Origin of the sequence: Bradyrhizobium sp. A11 (assembly GCF_042077125.1) — a bacterium.
GTDB classification, from domain to species: Bacteria; Pseudomonadota; Alphaproteobacteria; order Rhizobiales; family Xanthobacteraceae; genus Bradyrhizobium; species Bradyrhizobium japonicum_B.
The window spans coordinates 3,712,346-3,728,973 of record NZ_CP149509.1 but is presented as its reverse complement, the minus strand read 5'-3'; the positions used below and the strand labels follow the sequence as shown (position 1 = coordinate 3,728,973).

General features: G+C 64.5%; 21 protein-coding genes. 14 read left to right on the top strand and 7 right to left on the bottom strand.

Annotation, left to right across the window (positions count from 1 at the left end; all coding sequences use genetic code 11):
• Nucleotides 1–111: 111 nt before the first annotated feature.
• From WI560_RS17355 to WI560_RS17335, 5 genes are all read left to right on the top strand, one after another.
• Entirely contained in the window at nucleotides 112–921 is an 810-nt protein-coding gene (locus WI560_RS17355; protein ID WP_375304167.1) for an alpha/beta hydrolase, read from the top strand.
• A gap of 37 nt (nucleotides 922–958) precedes the next feature.
• Entirely contained in the window at nucleotides 959–1,798 is an 840-nt protein-coding gene (gene kynA, locus WI560_RS17350) for a tryptophan 2,3-dioxygenase (protein WP_126258400.1), read from the top strand.
• A gap of 20 nt (nucleotides 1,799–1,818) precedes the next feature.
• Complete coding sequence (gene kynU, locus WI560_RS17345; protein WP_375308860.1) at nucleotides 1,819–3,021, top strand: kynureninase; 1,203 nt, start codon at nucleotides 1,819–1,821, stop codon at nucleotides 3,019–3,021.
• 274 nt (nucleotides 3,022–3,295) lie between these two features.
• Nucleotides 3,296–3,694 carry a PaaI family thioesterase gene (locus WI560_RS17340; RefSeq protein WP_028136770.1) on the top strand — a complete coding sequence of 133 codons (399 nt, stop codon included), beginning with the start codon at nucleotides 3,296–3,298 and terminating at the stop codon, nucleotides 3,692–3,694.
• 152 nt (nucleotides 3,695–3,846) lie between these two features.
• Nucleotides 3,847–4,452 (top strand): GNAT family N-acetyltransferase, encoded by a 606-nt coding sequence (locus WI560_RS17335; protein WP_257180305.1) that lies wholly within the window; start codon nucleotides 3,847–3,849, stop codon nucleotides 4,450–4,452.
• An 81-nt stretch (nucleotides 4,453–4,533) separates the two neighbouring features.
• Here WI560_RS17335 and WI560_RS17330 read toward each other — a convergent pair whose 3' ends face one another.
• From WI560_RS17330 to WI560_RS17310, 5 genes are all read right to left on the bottom strand, one after another.
• Complete coding sequence (locus WI560_RS17330; RefSeq protein WP_028136768.1) at nucleotides 4,534–4,839, bottom strand: hypothetical protein; 306 nt, start codon at nucleotides 4,837–4,839, stop codon at nucleotides 4,534–4,536.
• Between the two features lie 95 nt (nucleotides 4,840–4,934).
• Nucleotides 4,935–5,621 carry a DUF2161 domain-containing phosphodiesterase gene (locus tag WI560_RS17325; RefSeq protein WP_375304166.1) on the bottom strand — a complete coding sequence of 229 codons (687 nt, stop codon included), beginning with the start codon at nucleotides 5,619–5,621 and terminating at the stop codon, nucleotides 4,935–4,937.
• A gap of 116 nt (nucleotides 5,622–5,737) precedes the next feature.
• The gene (locus WI560_RS17320) at nucleotides 5,738–6,418 is read right to left on the bottom strand and encodes an SDR family oxidoreductase (RefSeq protein ID WP_375308859.1); all 681 of its coding nucleotides are present in this window, start codon (nucleotides 6,416–6,418) and stop codon (nucleotides 5,738–5,740) included.
• Nucleotides 6,418–7,188, bottom strand: a complete 771-nt coding sequence (locus tag WI560_RS17315; protein WP_375308858.1) for a tyrosine-protein phosphatase — start codon at nucleotides 7,186–7,188, stop codon at nucleotides 6,418–6,420. The genes WI560_RS17320 and WI560_RS17315 overlap by 1 nt, the downstream gene beginning before the upstream one ends.
• Nucleotides 7,189–7,509: 321 nt before the next feature.
• On the bottom strand, nucleotides 7,510–7,713 hold the full coding sequence (locus tag WI560_RS17310) for a DUF2735 domain-containing protein (protein WP_028136764.1): 204 nt from the start codon (nucleotides 7,711–7,713) through the stop codon (nucleotides 7,510–7,512).
• Nucleotides 7,714–8,254: 541 nt separating this feature from the next.
• Between WI560_RS17310 and WI560_RS17305 the strand changes: the two genes are divergently transcribed.
• The 6 genes from WI560_RS17305 to WI560_RS17280 all read left to right on the top strand — a co-directional run bounded on the left by WI560_RS17305 (nucleotide 8,255) and on the right by WI560_RS17280 (nucleotide 12,907).
• Nucleotides 8,255–9,289 (top strand): glutamine synthetase beta-grasp domain-containing protein, encoded by a 1,035-nt coding sequence (locus tag WI560_RS17305; protein ID WP_028136763.1) that lies wholly within the window; start codon nucleotides 8,255–8,257, stop codon nucleotides 9,287–9,289.
• A gap of 195 nt (nucleotides 9,290–9,484) precedes the next feature.
• Entirely contained in the window at nucleotides 9,485–10,186 is a 702-nt protein-coding gene (locus WI560_RS17300) for a GrlR family regulatory protein (RefSeq protein WP_375304165.1), read from the top strand.
• Nucleotides 10,187–10,203: 17 nt separating this feature from the next.
• Entirely contained in the window at nucleotides 10,204–10,887 is a 684-nt protein-coding gene (locus WI560_RS17295; protein WP_375304164.1) for a substrate-binding domain-containing protein, read from the top strand.
• Nucleotides 10,888–10,919: 32 nt separating this feature from the next.
• Nucleotides 10,920–11,741, top strand: a complete 822-nt coding sequence (locus WI560_RS17290) for a tetratricopeptide repeat protein (RefSeq protein ID WP_375304163.1) — start codon at nucleotides 10,920–10,922, stop codon at nucleotides 11,739–11,741.
• Between the two features lie 71 nt (nucleotides 11,742–11,812).
• A complete protein-coding gene (locus tag WI560_RS17285) occupies nucleotides 11,813–11,962 on the top strand; it encodes a hypothetical protein (RefSeq protein ID WP_007609497.1) in 150 nt (49 codons plus the stop codon).
• A 240-nt stretch (nucleotides 11,963–12,202) separates the two neighbouring features.
• Nucleotides 12,203–12,907, top strand: a complete 705-nt coding sequence (locus WI560_RS17280; RefSeq protein WP_375304162.1) for a GrlR family regulatory protein — start codon at nucleotides 12,203–12,205, stop codon at nucleotides 12,905–12,907.
• A gap of 109 nt (nucleotides 12,908–13,016) precedes the next feature.
• On the opposite strand, the gene WI560_RS17275 is transcribed toward WI560_RS17280, so the two are convergent.
• Entirely contained in the window at nucleotides 13,017–13,946 is a 930-nt protein-coding gene (locus tag WI560_RS17275; RefSeq protein WP_375304161.1) for a LysR family transcriptional regulator, read from the bottom strand.
• A gap of 107 nt (nucleotides 13,947–14,053) precedes the next feature.
• Here WI560_RS17275 and WI560_RS17270 point away from each other — a divergent pair, with 107 nt between their 5' ends.
• Both WI560_RS17270 and WI560_RS17265 read left to right on the top strand, forming a co-directional pair.
• A complete protein-coding gene (locus WI560_RS17270) occupies nucleotides 14,054–15,022 on the top strand; it encodes a Bug family tripartite tricarboxylate transporter substrate binding protein (RefSeq protein ID WP_375304160.1) in 969 nt (322 codons plus the stop codon).
• Between the two features lie 46 nt (nucleotides 15,023–15,068).
• On the top strand, nucleotides 15,069–15,314 hold the full coding sequence (locus WI560_RS17265; RefSeq protein WP_375304159.1) for an MBL fold metallo-hydrolase: 246 nt from the start codon (nucleotides 15,069–15,071) through the stop codon (nucleotides 15,312–15,314).
• Nucleotides 15,315–15,492: 178 nt separating this feature from the next.
• Here WI560_RS17265 and WI560_RS17260 read toward each other — a convergent pair whose 3' ends face one another.
• A complete protein-coding gene (locus tag WI560_RS17260; protein ID WP_375304158.1) occupies nucleotides 15,493–16,269 on the bottom strand; it encodes a DUF3750 domain-containing protein in 777 nt (258 codons plus the stop codon).
• 80 nt (nucleotides 16,270–16,349) lie between these two features.
• Between WI560_RS17260 and WI560_RS17255 the strand changes: the two genes are divergently transcribed.
• Nucleotides 16,350–16,604: a hypothetical protein gene (locus WI560_RS17255; RefSeq protein ID WP_375304157.1), complete on the top strand. Its 255-nt coding sequence runs from the start codon at nucleotides 16,350–16,352 to the stop codon at nucleotides 16,602–16,604.
• Nucleotides 16,605–16,628 lie beyond the last annotated feature (24 nt).

Here is a 16,628-nt window from a genome sequence, read left to right as displayed (position 1 = left end):
ACAATCATCAGCCCTCCAAAATCCTTTAAGCTTAAAATAAGCACTAGGATGCGGCTTTGACCGGTGGCAGACTGACGCCTGATCGCAGAGCCCCGAGTCCGAGGAGTGACAATGCGCGATTGGGATGATGCTTACGCCAATTCGGCCCATATCCCCGGCTCTGACAAGATGCCCGGGCTGTGGGCGGAGCGGGCGGCGGCCTACCGGGCCGGGCTGAAGAAATTTCGCGCTGATATCGCCTATGGCGCCGGTGAGCGCCAGAAGCTCGACCTGGTCCTGCCCGACGCCGACAGCAAGGGCCTCGTCGTCTTCGTGCACGGCGGCTACTGGATGCGCTTCGACAAGTCGACCTGGACCGATCTCGCCGAAGGCGCGCGCCGTCACGGCTGGGCCGTGGCACTGCCGAGCTACACGCTTACCCCGGCTGCACGCATCTCCGACATCACTGCCGAAATCACCGCCGCGATCGCGAAAGCGGCGTCGCTCGTCGCAGGACCGATCCGGCTTGCCGGCCATTCCGCCGGCGGCCACCTCGTCACGCGCATGCTGTGCGACGACAGCCGGCTGGAGCCCGCCGTCTATGACCGCATCAGCGGTACGGTCTCGATCAGCGGCCTGCACGACCTGCGGCCACTACTGAAGACCAAAATGAATGACACGCTGCGCATGACGATGGAGGAGGCGGCGCTCGAAAGCGCGGCGCTGCATCTGCCGCGCGGGCGTTCGCCCGTGACCGCCTGGGTCGGTGGCGGCGAGCGGCCCGAATTTATCCGCCAGTCTGATCTGATGGCCAATATCTGGACCGGTTTCGACGTACCGACCAGTCTCGTCGTCGATCCCGGGCTGAACCATTTTACCGTGATCGACGGACTGAAGGATCCGGCCTCGCCGATCACCGCGCGCCTGATCGGCCTCGACTGAGCATTGGCCGGGGAAGATCGATCGAAAGGGCCTGCCCATGACGTCCAGCGATTATGATCCCACCAGCGAAGGCGCTGAGACCGATTTTGCCCGTCGCATGTCCTACGGCGACTATCTCGCGCTGGACGCGATCCTCGGTGCGCAGCATCCGCTGTCGGAAGCACATGACGAGATGCTGTTCATCATCCAGCATCAGACCACGGAGCTGTGGATGCGCCTCGCCATCCACGAGCTCAGTGCCGCACGCCGGGCCATTGCCAGGGACGATGTGTCGCCTGCCATGAAGATGCTGGCGCGGATGTCGCGCATCTTCGAGCAGCTCAACAACGCCTGGGACGTCCTGCGCACGATGACGCCGAGCGAGTACACGCGCTTCCGCTCGCAGCTTGGCCAGTCGTCGGGCTTCCAGTCGCGCCAGTACCGGCTGATCGAATTCCTGCTCGGCAACCGCAACCACGCCATGCTCAAGCCGCACGCGCACGATCCGGAGACGACCAAGCTGCTGGAAGCCGAGCTTGCGACCCCAAGCCTCTATGACGAGGTGCTCAGGCTCGCCGACCGCAACGGGCTGAAGATGCCCGCCGCGGTATTGGCGCGCGATGTCCGTGAGACCCACAGCTTCAACGAAGGCGTGCTGCAGGCCTGGCGCGTCGTCTACGAGGCGCCGGAGACGCATTGGATGCTTTACGAGCTCGCCGAAAAGCTGGTCGACTTCGAGGATTATTTCCGACGCTGGCGTTTCAACCACGTCACCACGGTCGAGCGCGTCATCGGCTTCAAGCGCGGCACCGGCGGCACCGGTGGCGTCAGTTATCTCAAGCGCATGCTGGAGGTGGAGCTGTTCCCCGAGCTCTGGCGCGTCCGCACCATTCTGTAGAAATGCCCAAAGCAATGTCTATGACCAGATATCGCGTCTATGACGAGACCAAAGCTCTGTTCCATCTGCCTGACGGCGTGATCTATCTCGACGGCAATTCGCTCGGTGCGCTGCCGTCGGGCGTTGCCGAACGGGTCAACCGCGTCATCACGACGGAGTGGGGCAATGAGCTGATCCGCGCCTGGAACACCGCGGGCTGGTACGTCCAGCCGCGCCAGCTCGGCGATCGCATCGCCCGGCTGATCGGTGCGGAAGCCGGCTCGGTGATGGTCGGCGACACGCTGTCGCTCAAGGTCTACCAGGCGCTCGCCGCCGCGCTCGACATGAATCCGTCGCGCAAGATCGTCCTGTCGGATACCGGCAATTTCCCGACCGACCTCTACATGGCCGAGGGCCTGATCGCGACGCTCGGGCGGGGTCACCAATTGCGTCTGGTGGCGCCGGATCAAGTCGCGGCGTCGTTGTCGGAGGAGGTCGCGGTGCTCTACATCACCGAGGTCGACTATCGCACCGGCCGCCGCCACGACATGGCGGATCTGACCGCGAAGGCGCACGCGCTCGGTATCGTCACGGTCTGGGATCTCGCGCATTCCGCCGGCGCGCTGCCGGTCGATCTCGCCGGGACCGGCGCCGATTTCGCCGCAGGGTGTACCTACAAATATCTCAACGCCGGGCCGGGCGCGCCGGCCTTCCTCTACGTTGCGCCGCGCCACGCCGACACCGCGCGCGCCGCGCTGTCGGGGTGGATGGGGCACGCCAAGCCGTTCGCGTTCGAGCTTGCCTATGCAGCCGCCGGCGGTGTCGAGCGCATGCGCGTCGGCACGCCACCGGTGCTGGCGATGGCGGCACTGGAGGCTTCGCTCGATATCTGGGACCGCGTCGATATCGCCGAAGTCCGCGCACGCTCGCTGGCGCTCGGCGACTTGCTGATCGCCGAGGTCGAGCGCCGCTGTCCGTCCCTGAAGCTGGTGACACCGCGTGCGCATGACCACCGCGGCTCGCAGGTTTCCTTCGCCTTCGGCGGCGGTTACGCCGCCATGCAGGCGCTGATCGCCCGCGGCGTCATCGGCGATTTTCGCGCGCCTGACATCATGCGGTTCGGGATCACGCCGCTGTACATTGGCGAGGGCGAGATCATCCGTGCCGCCGAAATCATCGAGGAGGTGATCGCAGGCGAGCTGTGGCGGCGGCCGGAATATCAGGTCGTGAATGCGGTGACGTGAAAATCCATCACCGTCACCCTGAGGCGTGAGTTCGGTGGCGCTGATGCGCCGCCGAGCGAGCCTCGAAGGGCGACGGCCCGGCTGCATCGCGGCCGTTCATCCTTCGAGGCTTTCTGCACGGCGCTGCGCACCGCGCAGCTCGCGCCTCAGGATGACGGAACCGAGAAGCCCATGCACTGTGCCGCCGATGTCAGCGCGGCCATTACCTCGGACGTCATTGCTTTGCCGCGTGAAGCAATTCACGCTGAGACAACAACGAATGGGAGAAGATCTGATGACGCCGCTCGAGAAACTCAAAGCGATGAAGATGCCGTTCGCCGAGCTCAAGGGCGTCGAGTTCATCGAGGCCGGGAAGGACCGTGTGGTGGCACGGATGACGGTCCGCCCCGATCTCTGCACGCTGCACCACACCATCCATGGCGGGGCGGTGATGGCGCTGGCCGATTCCGTTGGCGCGGCGGCGACTGTGATCAATCTGCCTGACGACGCCAAGGGCACGACCACGCTGGAGAGCAAGACCAATTTCATTGGCGGGGCCAAGGAGGGAACCACGATCCTTGCCACCGCGACCCCGGTCCATCGCGGCCGGCGGACCCAGGTCTGGACCACCCGCCTGGAGACAGAGGACGGCAAGCTGGTAGCCGTGGTGACCCAGACCCAGCTGGTCCTGTAAGACTACGGGACTTTGATATCATTAACGAATTAGTCGTCTCCCGTGCCTTTAACTTAAGCAGGTCCCTGTCTTGCAAAAGATGCTGCGATGCACAATATAGGGGACCTAGGGATTCGAACGCCTCCTCGAGGGTCACCAAGAGGAGTTTTGACGTGGTACTTGAAGAGACCGTCCGCACTGCTCGGGGCTATGTACGGACCCTGATCCAGCAGGAAGAATTGCCGCTCCTGCGTGATCATTTGCTGAGGCTCGATGCCGCAAGCCGGCACGACCGTTTCAATGGCTATCTCGACGACAGCTTCATCGAGCGTTACGCCGCCCGCTGTGCCGAGGACGGCACCGTGATCGTTGCCTATATCGTCGACGGTGTGGTCCGCGGCGCGGCCGAGCTGCATCCGCCGGAGGCTGACGCCTTGCCTGAAGTCGCCTTCAGCGTCGAAGCTTCGGCGCGGCGCCAGGGTGTCGGCACCGCGTTGTTCCGCCGCCTGATCGCGGAGGCGCGCTGGAAGGGCTACAAGCAGCTGCGCATCACGACCGGCGCCGACAATCACGCGATGAGGGCGCTCGCCAGAAAGTTCGGCGCGCACCTGGCTTTCCGCCAGGGCGAATCGACTGGCACGATCGATCTTGCCAAGACGCCCGAGGCAGAGCTTGCCGATCTCGCGGCTTCGCCCTTCGCGGCCGGACGCGCGCTGCTCAGCCTCAACTCGACCTGCTGGAAGATCATCTCCAGCATGTACGACAATCGCGCGGCCTGACTTCAAATCGCAGGCTGAATCAAAAAAAGCGGACCGGCAGGGCCGGTCCGCTCCGTATTTCGCAGGTCGTGAACGAACGCCTCAGGTGCCGGTGCGCTTGTCGTTGCCGAAACGGCGGACGACGCGGCGTTCGACCACGACGGAGCGCTGTGCACCCTGTTCGCCGGCGATCACGCGCGTCGCAGTGATGCGGCTGTTGGTGCGCGCCTGCTTCTTCACCTCGGCCTGCACGACGTCGAGCGGCATCCCCATCAAGGCTGCGGCGATCTCGGCCTGCTGCCCCTGGTCGTCGGTGATGCCGATGGCGGCGAAGATCGCCTCATCCAGGGTGGGCGGATCGTGGCGCACGCGCCGCGTGCCATATTTGGTATTCCAGTCTGCGCTCATAACGGCCTCGTTTCGATGCCGGGATACCTAGTGCCGCCAATGTTGCATTGCAATATGAAATTGGTGTGGCATCTCAGCTATGCACCGGTCGGGTGTCATGGCGGCGACGCAACAGCGGAATCGACCTCAACCCGCTGCTGTGGCCAGCGTTTCAGGGCGGCGTGTCCGGCCTCGGTGAGCCCGTAGATTCCCCGGTCGGCCCGTTCGAACCAGCCATACACATTGTTAAGCAAGATCTTGCCGGCGTCAGGACAGTGCTCGCGCAATTCGCGGACGCGCCGCGGTCCGTCGGCGAGCGCGGAGGCGCAGGCCAGCGCCTGCTGCCGATAGGCCGTCATGATCGGCGCGCGGGTGCTGCCGCCGAGCACGGGATCGCCCTGGCGGCGCTGATGCTCGATGACGAGGCGCGAGCGCAGCTTCGGCTCGCGGCGCGGCGCTGCCGTCGGCGGCTTCACCAGCACCTCGACCTGGCCGCGATCGGTGACGCCGAGCATGCCGAAGCCGAGGCGGCGGCAGAGATTGCGATAGCGTGCATCGCTCTCGCGCCCCTTGCCTCGGGCCGACATCTTCGCCGCGATCCAGACCTCGTCGCCCGCCGGCGCGCGGTCGACCGCCTGGAGGATCAGCTCGAGATTGAAGGCGAGCTTGAGCTCGCCGATCACCACGACCGGCGGATCGCCCGCGCTGAGGCCGACGAGGTCGCAGCCGCTGATCTCGCCCTTCACGGTGAAGCCGAGCTCTTCGAGGAAGCGTTTGACGGGCAGGTAAAGCGCGGTTTCCAAGGGAAGGTTCCGGGGGCGATGTTCGATCGGAGAATCACTCGCGGCAGTCTAGAGCCTTCTGTGGTCCGATTGAATCAAAGCCGTCGCGCAGGATGATGTGATCGGAAGGCGCGCGCCTAGATCCGCCCGCCCACCGGGATCAGCGCGCCGGTGACGCCGCTCGCGGCGTCGCTGGCGAGGAACAGGATAACCTCGGCGAGTTCCTGCGGCGTCACCCATTTGGAGAAGTCCGCCTTCGGCATGTCGGCACGATTGGCCGCGGTGTCGATGATCGAGGGCAGCACCGCGTTGACCGTGACCTTGCCTTTCCACTCGTTGGCGAGCGCCTCGGTGAGCCGGTGCACACCGGCCTTCGATGCGGCGTACGGGCCCATGCCGCTGCCGGCCTGAAGCGCGCCCATGGCGCCGATATTGACGATGCGGCCTGCCTCGGAAGCGGCGAGATACGGCAGCGCCGCGCGCGAGGTGTTGAGCGCCGTCAGGACATTGAGCGCGTACATGCGCTGCCAGGTCTTGACGTCGCCGTCGCCGACGGCCTCGAATGCGAAGCCGCCGGCGATGTTGATCAGGACATCGAGCCGGCCGAAGTGCTTTGCTGCCACATCCACCGCCGTCTTCGCCTGCATCGCGTCGGACAGGTCGATGCCGCCGATCTCGATACGCTTGGCACTTGCGGGAATCTGCGACGGCGCGTGATCGATGCAGGCTACGCGCGCTCCGCGCGACTGCGCGATCTCGGCGACCACCTTGCCGAGTGCGCCACGTGCGCCCGTCACGATCAAAGCCTTGTCTTGCATCATCGCTCTCCCGCCGCGGCCGCCCCAGGATATTCCAGATAACGCTCCTTCAGTGCGGTCCGTTCGGCCGCGCCGAGCTTGAGTCCATCGCGCAAGTAGGTTTCGAGATCACCGTATTCTTCGCCGACGGCCTCGAAAGCCGCGGCGAGATACGAGGCCTCGACGCTGCCGATGGCGTTGCGGACATCCTCGGGCAGGTCAGCGGCGGCCGTCGCATCGCGTTTGTAGTGACGGTTGGTCAAGAGATAGTCCTCGGCGATGATGTCATCGGGCACGCCGAGCGCATGCAGGATCAGCGCGCTGGCAAAGCCGGTACGGTCCTTGCCGGCGGTGCAGTGAATCACCAGCGGCGCACGGTCTTCCAGCAGATGGCCGAACAGGCTGCGAAAGCTGTGCGTATGGTGGCGGACGTAGTTGCGATAGGACTCGCGCATCAGCTCGAGTGCCACCGGCGCGGTCAGCGTCCCCTTCGCGATCTCGGCGCGCAGCGCAGCCACGACACTCGGCTCGATCGGCAGCGAATGCACATTGATCTCTTTCACCACGCAGACGCCAGCTGTGCGCTCCTCCGGCCCGCGGAAATCGAAGGCGCTTCGCACGCCCAGCGCGCGGACGATCTCGACATCGGCGGCGGTGAGCTGGCCGAGATGGTTGGAGCGGAAGATGTGGCGCCAGCGCGTGGTGCGGCCATCGGCGGTCGGATAACCGCCGAGATCGCGAAAATTGCTGGCGCCTTGCAGGGCCAGGTGACGGGCAGGGGAGTCTCTCAGAGAGGAGTCTTGCATGGGATCGGCTTCGGTTATGGTTCCATTGGACGCGCGAGGGGCGTCCTTGAATCCATTACAGGGGGCGATCATGAGCCGGCACAAGGCCGTTCTTTTGCTGCCGGCTCGATCAGGCTGACCATCGGCAAGGGCGGCGCGCTCGCAGTCAAGCCTCTGAAGTCGCCGGCGACAGCCAGCGCACGGTCCGAACCGCGCGGGCTCACCCGGGAATCAAAAAGGGCCGAAACATTGCTGTTTCGACCCTTTTTTCTTTAACTGCCGCCAGGCGGCTGCGCGAGCGCGGCGGTTTCAAACCGAGCACAGGCATCAGCGATCCCATTTCGGCTTGGCGTCGTCGACCGCGTCCTGGTGATACCAGCTGTCGCTGCAGATCGAGACATTCGCGGGATGCGAGGCATGATCGGCGGGGAGGCGGGTCTCGCCATAGCGGCGTCCGGCGAGAGCTGCGCGGCCCCCGACCGGGAATTGGTAGATCGTTGCCGATCCGTGACTCAGACCATTGTTCATCATTGCGATTCTCCTTGGTCGAAGCGCATCGGCCTCCATGGTGCGCCCGACTCGTTCGATTGTGGTTACCGGAATCCCCATATCGGCCGCGTCCCGTGGATTGGAAAGTGCTGAAAAGGAAATCAGTTGCCGCTCAATTTGTAGGCAGATGGAGGTCTGCATCCCCAAAGGCAGCTTGCCCAAGGCCAACGCGGAGGCCATTCCAAAGGTTGCGGCAAAGGGGCGTAAGACTTTGCAAAAATTGCCGGCGGTTGATGCGCGTTTCATCGGCAACTTCCGGGGAAGCGCCGCCTGCTGCAGAAACGGGCGATTTCCGCAGGGTTTTTGCGTTGCAGCTTCACGCGAAGGTGCGCGGCTATGACGCATGTCGCCGGGGGCGGTCTGCTCGCGCCGAGGAGACCTCGGTCACGATGGAAAACGGCCCGCATCTGCGGCTTTTTGGCACGCAAAATGCTTGTAAAGGGCCGGCCGATGATGGCCGGGTACAAAACGTTCAGGGGCCTCCGGGCCCCCAAACCTTTCGCATCATCTACAGAGAGGCTCAATGACCAAGTATAAGCTCGAGTACATCTGGCTCGACGGATATACGCCGACTCCGAATTTGCGCGGCAAAACCCAGATCAAGGAATTCGCGTCGTTCCCGACGCTCGAGCAGCTTCCGCTCTGGGGCTTCGATGGTTCTTCCACCCAGCAGGCCGAAGGCCACAGCTCCGATTGCGTGCTGAAGCCGGTCGCCGTCTTCCCGGACGGGGCGCGCACCAATGGCGTCCTCGTGATGTGCGAAGTCATGATGCCCGACGGCAAGACCCCGCATCCGTCCAACAAGCGCGCCACCATTCTCGACGACCCCGGCGCCTGGTTCGGCTTCGAGCAGGAATATTTCTTCTACAAGGACGGCCGTCCGCTCGGCTTCCCCGAATACGGCTATCCGGCGCCGCAGGGCCCGTACTACACCGGCGTCGGCTACAAGTTCGTCGGCGACGTTGCCCGCAAGATCGTCGAAGAGCATCTCGACCTCTGCTTGGCTGCCGGCATCAACCATGAAGGCATCAACGCGGAAGTCGCCAAGGGTCAGTGGGAATTCCAGATCTTCGGCAAGGGCTCCAAGAAGGCCGCTGACGAAATGTGGATGGCCCGCTACCTGATGCTGCGCCTGACCGAGAAGTACGGCATCGACATCGAATTCCACTGCAAGCCGCTCGGCGACACCGACTGGAACGGCTCGGGCATGCATGCCAACTTCTCGACCGAGTACATGCGCACCGTGGGTGGCAAGGAGTATTTCGAGGCGCTGATGGCCGCCTTCGACAAGAACCTGATGGACCACATCGCCGTCTACGGCCCGGACAACGACAAGCGTCTGACCGGCAAGCACGAGACCGCGCCGTGGAACAAGTTCAGCTACGGCGTTGCCGACCGCGGCGCGTCGATCCGCGTTCCGCACTCGTTCGTCAACAACGGCTATAAGGGCTATCTGGAAGACCGCCGTCCGAACTCGCAGGGCGACCCCTACCAGATCGCTTCGCAGATCCTGAAGACGATCGCGTCCGTGCCGACCGACAAGAAGGCCGCGGCCTAAGATCCTCCCGGCCCGGGCTGGGGGCTGGCCCAGGTTGGTCTCAATCCGCCGGAGCTGCAAGGCTCCGGCGGATTTTTGCATTTGGATGACGGCCGTCCTCGGACCTGCCGCGCTCGGCTGCGCGAAACTTCTCCATTGCCACCGAAAGCGCGATAGAATGTCTTGGGATGCGCGCAAGGGCCGGGGACACGGCTGGTGATTGAAGGCTTCTACAAGGTGAGATTTCAGCTCGGCGATGCCATCGGGCGCAGCGTGATGCATGCTGCCAACGGCATGTTGCTCGGCGGCAATTCGGCGTTCGCCCATATCGGCACTTACGAGCAAACCGACAGCGGCGTCGACGTCGTTATCAACACCGTCCGTCACAACCCCGATCCGAACTACCGCGCCATGGCCGGCACCGACGACGCCACCTTGCTCGCCAAGGGCTGGGCGGACGGCGATCTCTATCGCTTCAAGGGCGAACTGAAGGAGCTGCCGGGCATTCCCTTCCAGTCGGTGATGACGCCGATCACGGACGACGAGGTGCCGATCGCCGGTGGCATCGGCGAAGCCGGCATCGCCGACGGTCTCTATTCCATCCACCTGCGCATGCTCGACGGTCTCGACGGCGGCCTCACCGGCGTGATGCTGCTCAACCGCGGCCGCATCCTCGGCGGCGATGCCTCGTTCTACTATCTCGGCAGCTACACCGCCGCGAACGGCCGCTGGAAGGGCCAGATCCTCAACCAGGAGCACACGCCGGCCAAGGACGATCCGATCTTCGGCGGCCACGAGGTCGGCATCGGCTTCTCCGGCCGCTACGACGCGGAAGAGGCGGTGCTGGAGGCGGCTGCGCTTGCCGGCAAGCGCAGCCTGCGCCTGACCGCCGCGCTCAAGCTGATGCACCGCGCCTGATCGTGACGGGAAGCCACATGGAAAAGGTTCGCATGCTGTCGACGCTCGGCCTGATGGGCGCGATGCGGAGCCTGTCCTCGGCCTTCGAGGCTGCAACAGGCATCCATGTCGAGGCGGACTTCGCGCCGACCCTTGCCCTGCTGAAGCGCTTGCGCGACGGCGAGGCCGCTGATCTCGTCATCCTGACCCGCGAAGGGCTCGACGAGATGATCGCGGAGGGCCGCGTGCTTGCCGATGGCGCGGCCGATCTGGCGCGCTCCTATGTCGGCATCGCGGTGCGGGCCGGGCAGCCGCATCCCGACATCGGAAGCGAAGCGGCGCTGCGCAAGTCGCTGCTCGCGGCGCGGTCCGTCGCCTATTCGCGGCTGGGTGCGAGCGGCGTCTACTTCGCCCAGCTGATCGTGCGGATGGGCATTGCAGCCGAGATCAACGCCAGGGCCACCATCGTCGAGCAAGGGTTCACGGCGCAGCGCCTCGTCAGCGGCGAGGCCGATCTGGCCGTGCAGCAGATCAGCGAGCTGAAGCAGGTCGAAGGCATCGAGGTGGTGGGACCGATCCCGCATGAATTGCAGACGCCGGCCGTGTTCTCCGCCGGCCGCGTGGCGAATGCGAAACATGCGGAATCCGCCGACCGGCTGCTGCGCTATCTGGCATCGCCTGATGTCGTGCCCGTGCTGTGCCAATCAGGACTCGAGCCTTGAATTTGCCGGAACGGGGACGCAACGTGGTGCTCATGCGGTCTTATCTCCTTGGCATGCTGTTCGCGCTCGCCGTGCCCCTGACGGCGCAGGCGCAATCGGCCGATCTCGTTCTGTGCGACCGGGTCGCCGCCGATCCCAGCGATCCCGACAAGCCGGCCGACGTGAGGGGCGTGGCGGAGATCGCGGCCTCCGACATTGCAACCGCGATCAGGTTCTGCAAGCAGGCCGCGCCATCCTCGCGGCGTGCGATGTTCGCGCTCGGCCGCGCCTATGCGGCCAACCGGCAGACCGGCGAGGCGATCGCGGCCTGGCGCAAGGCCGCCGACAAGGGATCTAGCGCGGGCATGGTCGAGCTCGGCATTGCCTATGCCACCGGCGCGGGCGTTGCCAAGGACGAGGCACAAGCGCGAAAGCTGTTCGAGAAGGCGGCGCAGGCCGGCAACCCCCGTGGCGTCAGCAATCTCGCCGCGCTCGGCGGCGCAGGTGGTGCCGCGCCGGCCGATCCCGCGCAGGCGCGCGCGCTGCTCGGCAGGGCTGCCGAGACCAACGCGGAAGCGCAGTACCAGCTCGGCCTGATGCTCTCCGAAGGCACGGGTGGCGCGAAGGACGAGGTCGCGGCGCGTGCGCTGTTCGAGAAGGCGGCGGCACAAAACCATCCCGGCGCATTGGAGCGGATGGGCGCCTTCGCGCAGGAAGGCCGCGGCGGGCCCAAGGACAAGGACGCCGCGAAGGCCTATTACGAGCGCGCTGCGGCGCTCGGCGACGAGGACGCGAAGAAGGCGCTGGAGCGCATTCGCTGTCCCTATGCGATCAAGGACAAGCAGGGTAAGCTCGTCACCACGCTGTGCTTCTGAGCAGAGCCAGGACCCCACGGAACCTGGCTCGCGCATACGTCGTTGACGTCAGCATAAGATGGAGCGCGATCATGATCCGTAAGCTGGCATCAGGCGAATATCGTCTCTATTCGCGCAAGGTGAATCCCAAGACCGGCAAGCGTCGCAATCTCGGCACCTTCAAGAGCCGTGCGGCCGCCGAGAAGCACGAGCGCGAGGTGCAGTATTTCAAGCGGCACTGACGCGCGAAGAGCCCCGCGGCACCAAAAAACGCGAAAACAACCCCATGCACAGTAGCCAAGTCCTTGAAATCGTTGACTGCGGATTAAGCGAATTTGTGGGTTGACCCGGCCGGAAGGGAGCATGAGATCTCATGGCCGCTGAGACCCGCAATGCCCCCGCGCGCAAAAGCCGGGTGGCCGAGATGCGGCGGCAATGCTAGGTAGCCCGGAGCACTTTTCCGATTTTGTGGGCTAATTGCGTTGCTGGACGGACTCTACAAGGTCGAATACGGGGTCAACGATGCATTCGGGCGCAGCATCATGTGCCTGCATGACGGCAAGATGCTGGGCGGCAATTCGGGCTTCGCGCATCTCGGCACCTATGCCGAGCAAGGCGGCGAGATCGTCGCCGAGGTCATTACCGAGCGGCATAATGTCGATCCCAATTACAAGCCGCTGATGGGCGCGGACGTCGCCTCGATCGGGGCGCGCGGCCGGCTTCACGGCGACCAGATCCGCCTGCAGGGCGGCGCCGACACCATGCCCGGCGCGCATTTTTGGGCCAATCTCACCCGGCTCGATGATGGAGCGCTGCCGCCGCGCGGCACGATCGGGCAGGGCGGCATCGCCAACGGGCTCTACGGGATGAGCCTGCGCGCGCTCGACGGCGTCGATGCCGGTCTGTCCGGCGTGATGCTGCTGATCGACGGCCGCATCCTCGGGGGCGATGCGTTCTTCTACTATCTCGGCTCCTATTCCTCGGCAGACGGCCGCTGGAAGGGCGAGATGCTGAACCAGGAGCACACGCCGGCGAAGGGTGAGAACCCCGTGTTCGGCGGCTTCGAGGTCGGGATCGGCTTCTCGGGGACATGCACGGCCGATAGCGGCGAGCTCGAAGGCATCGCACTGGCGGGGAAGCGCAGCCTGCGGCTGGCGGCGTCGCTCAAGCTGATGCGAAGGGCGTAGGACGTGTCCTCATCGAGACCGCGCCGTTTATCGGCAAAAAGCGAACATCGAAGCGGGACTGGATGAATATCATCCCCGGGCCCAATTGCGGTCGGGACGCAATGCCGCCTTATCGCATTTTCGCAGCCGCTTCACGCGCCACGCGGGTGAAGAGGCTGACGGTTGGACTCACATGGCGATGCGTCAGCCGCACCAGGCCGACCGGCCGGCGCGTCGTCGGCAATCGCAGGCGAAGCGGAACCAATGTCGGGTGTGGCGTGGGATAGCGGAGCGCGGCCCTGGGCAGGATCGCGAGGAAGCGACCGGCCGCAAGCAGATTGATCTGCATCGCGTATGAGCCGCACGTCACCGTTGCCTCCGGCACATCCAGTCCTTCGGTCCGGAAGGCCTCCTCAATGAAGGGACGCAGGAACGAGGCTGCCGGCTGGCCGAGCAGCCATCTCTCGTTGATCAGGCTCCGCAGCGTGAGGCGCCTGCAGCGCACGAGCGGATTGTGCTTTCCCGCGATCACGGCAAGCTCGTCCTCGAACAACGCCTCTCCGGTCAGATCCTCGTAGCGGTCGAAGTCTGCCGCCATTCGCGTCACCGCGATGTCGATCTCGCGCTGACGCAACCTCTCATGCAGCGCCAGCGTATCGTCCGCTCTGATGACAAACCTGATCTTTGGATACACCTCCGAGATGTTCTGGATGATCGTCGCCGTCAGCGCCGTCATGGGCTCCGTCGTGCCGATACGAATCTCGCCCTGCGTCGGGTCCGCCAGAAACGCCAGCTCGCCGAGGCCTTGCTTGAGCTCGTCGGTGACGATGTTGGTGCGGCGGCGCAGCGCCCGGCCGAATCTCGTCAACTCCACGCCCGTCGATGTCCGATCAAACAGGGGCACGCCAAGCAGGTGCTCCATGTCGGCTACCACGCGCGACACGGCGGGTTGCGACATGCCGAGCCGTGGCGCAGCCTTCGCCATGCTTCCGGCTTCGGCGACGGCGTCGAGAATGTGCAGATCGCGGAGCTTCAGCCGCCGCAGGCGCAGATCGTCCATCCGGCCTCCTATCTGGTTTTCTGATAGCCATATCCGATAATCGAGCTTCCCGGTATACCCCGAACCGGACCAAGGTGAACCCGCTTCTGCTCAGGAGGGAGACCAACATGCGGTTCATCCGAATTGCTTTCGCGGTCGCCGGCTTCGCTGTGCTGATGCTGGAGCCTCTCACAGCCCAGAACCGCACCACGCCCCTTCGCATCATCTACCCGTTTGCCGGAGGAGGGTCCGGCGACGTCCTGACCCGGTTGGTTGCCGATCGGCTGGGCGTGGTGCTCGAACGTCCGGTGATCGTGGAGCCACGTGCGGGAGCCGCCGGCCGCCTCGGCGTGCAGGCTGTCAAGACGTCCGAGCCGGACGGCAACACGCTGCTGGCCACTCCGATAGCTCCAATGGCGGTGTATCAAAGCGTCTATCCCGCCCTCGACTACGATCCGGTCAAGGACTTCGCGCCGGTCTCACAGATTGCCACCTTTGATTTCGGCATTTGCGTCGACCCGAAGATTCCCGCCAGCAACATTTCCGAGCTCGTCACTTGGCTGAAGGCAAACCCCGACAAGGCGAACTTTGGCACACCGGGCGCAGGCACGCTTCCCCATTTCTTCGGATTGATGTTCGCGAAGGCCGCCGGCGTGCCGCTGCAGCACATCGCCTACAAGGGAGGCACGGTCGCCCTGACCGACCTGATGGGTGGCCAGATCCCCATCGTCTTCCTGTCGACCAATGAATTGGCCGAGTTGCACAAGGTTGGTCGGATACGCGTGCTGGCGACCTCCGGCGTGCAACGATCGACATTCCTGCCAGATGTTCCAACGTTCAGGGAGATCGGATACGACATCGAAGGTGGCGGTTGGTGGGGGTTCTTTGCACCTGCCGGCACTCCGGCCGCGACGGTATCCAAGCTGAGCGGTGCAATCGCGCGGATTGTCCAGGAGGACGACGTCAAGGCGCGCATTGCGCAGATCGGACTGAGGCCGACCGGTACATCGCCCGAGGAATTTGCCCGCATTCAGCGCGAGGATATCGAACGCTGGGCCGTGCCGATCAAGGCGTCGGGCTTCAGGCCGGAGCAGTAGGACCGGCATCGATGCGCCATTCAAGGTGACGCTGCTGGAGACCGGCATGCCGTTACCCGATCCGCTCAGATTTGGACCTTCGACCCTGATTGAAGCTGGTTCGCAGAAGATCCTCGCCGATGCCGGCCGCGGCGCGACGATGCGCCTGTTCCACTCAGAATCGATCGGCAGTATCGACCTGCTGCTGCTGACTCATTTCCACTCCGACCACGTGGTCGGTCTTCCCGATATCTGGCTGACCGTTGGCTCGGCGGCAAATTCGGACAGCTCCGTCGGTACAGGAACTCATTGACGCAACGCGGCGGGACTACGACAGTGCTTTCGTTGTCGGGGAGGATCTCATGACGTTCTGTCCCGGGAGCCGGCGGCACGATTGGGCAGGGCGGCATCGCCAACGGACTGCGGAATGGGTCAGCGCCTTGCAGCCTTGCTCGAGCTGATGCGGAAAATCTTGGGTCGAAATCGCGCTCTTACACGCCGGGGCGAAGCCCAACGCGGCCGAGGCCGGGTAGCTTGAGCGCCGGGCGCCGGATGTCGAAGCCGAGCACGACACCGAAGAAATTGATCTCCAGGCCTTCGACCCAGCCGATCGAGAAGCCGAGATATCCGGCAAGCGAGGCATAGATGCCCGTACCCGAGGCGGTTATGCCGGCCCATCTGCCGGTGTACGGGAAGTCCTTGCCGATCGCGGTCGGCGGCAGGACGGCGCGAAGCTCGGGGACGGCGTCGAGCGCGGCCTGCACGAAGGTGTTGGAATTGGGACCAGGCCAGACGCTGTAATCGCCATAGGATCGAAACTTGTAGTTTTCAATCACATGCCTGATCTTGGGGATCAGCGCCTCCGCGCGCGCTCCATCGACGGCGACAATGGTTTCCGGCGCGGCGCCGAACCATCGACCGTCCGGAGCAAAGCCGTTGGTGCGGATCGGCTCGCCCCACGCCGTGTAGTCATACCGGGTGTAGGTCGGCGCATTCTTCTCCTTGACGACGATCCAGGTGTGAACCGCGAAGATGCTGCGCCATCTCACCGTTCTCGCCCCGAACACCCTTATGACGGCTTCGGAATTGGCGGCAGCGGCGGGCAGAAGGCCGGCGCTCGACCGATCGGCGGTTTGCCAATTCTCGCGGCCATCGCCCAGCCAGAGATATCTCACCGCTGAGGCGGCAAGCGGTGCCAAGACGAGGAACAGAAGGATGAGCAAGGGCTTCTTCAAGGGAGTGATACGGCGGGGCTTGTGATCAACCATATAGTTCGCATGAACGCTGGCACCATAGCACCTGAGATCAGGATGTTGGTTTGCAACCGCGGCAGGATTGGAGTTCGCGCATGGACATCAAGGAAGCAGGGGCGATGACGGAGGCATCCGGGCTCACGGAGCAGCAGGACCGCGGGAACCAGACCACGAGCCAGCGATTGGGTTCCGAAGAGAAAGCAGGAACGGTCCGGTCGCAGCTCAACTCGCCTTCGCCGGAGGCCGCGACGCGATGGGTCGACCAGCTGCGCGAGATGGCGGTGAGGGCGCCGTTACGGTCGTTGCTCGTGGCTTTTCTCGCCGGGGCATGGATCGCTCGCCGGCGTTAGGAGCGGGAGCTGGGCGCGACTGCC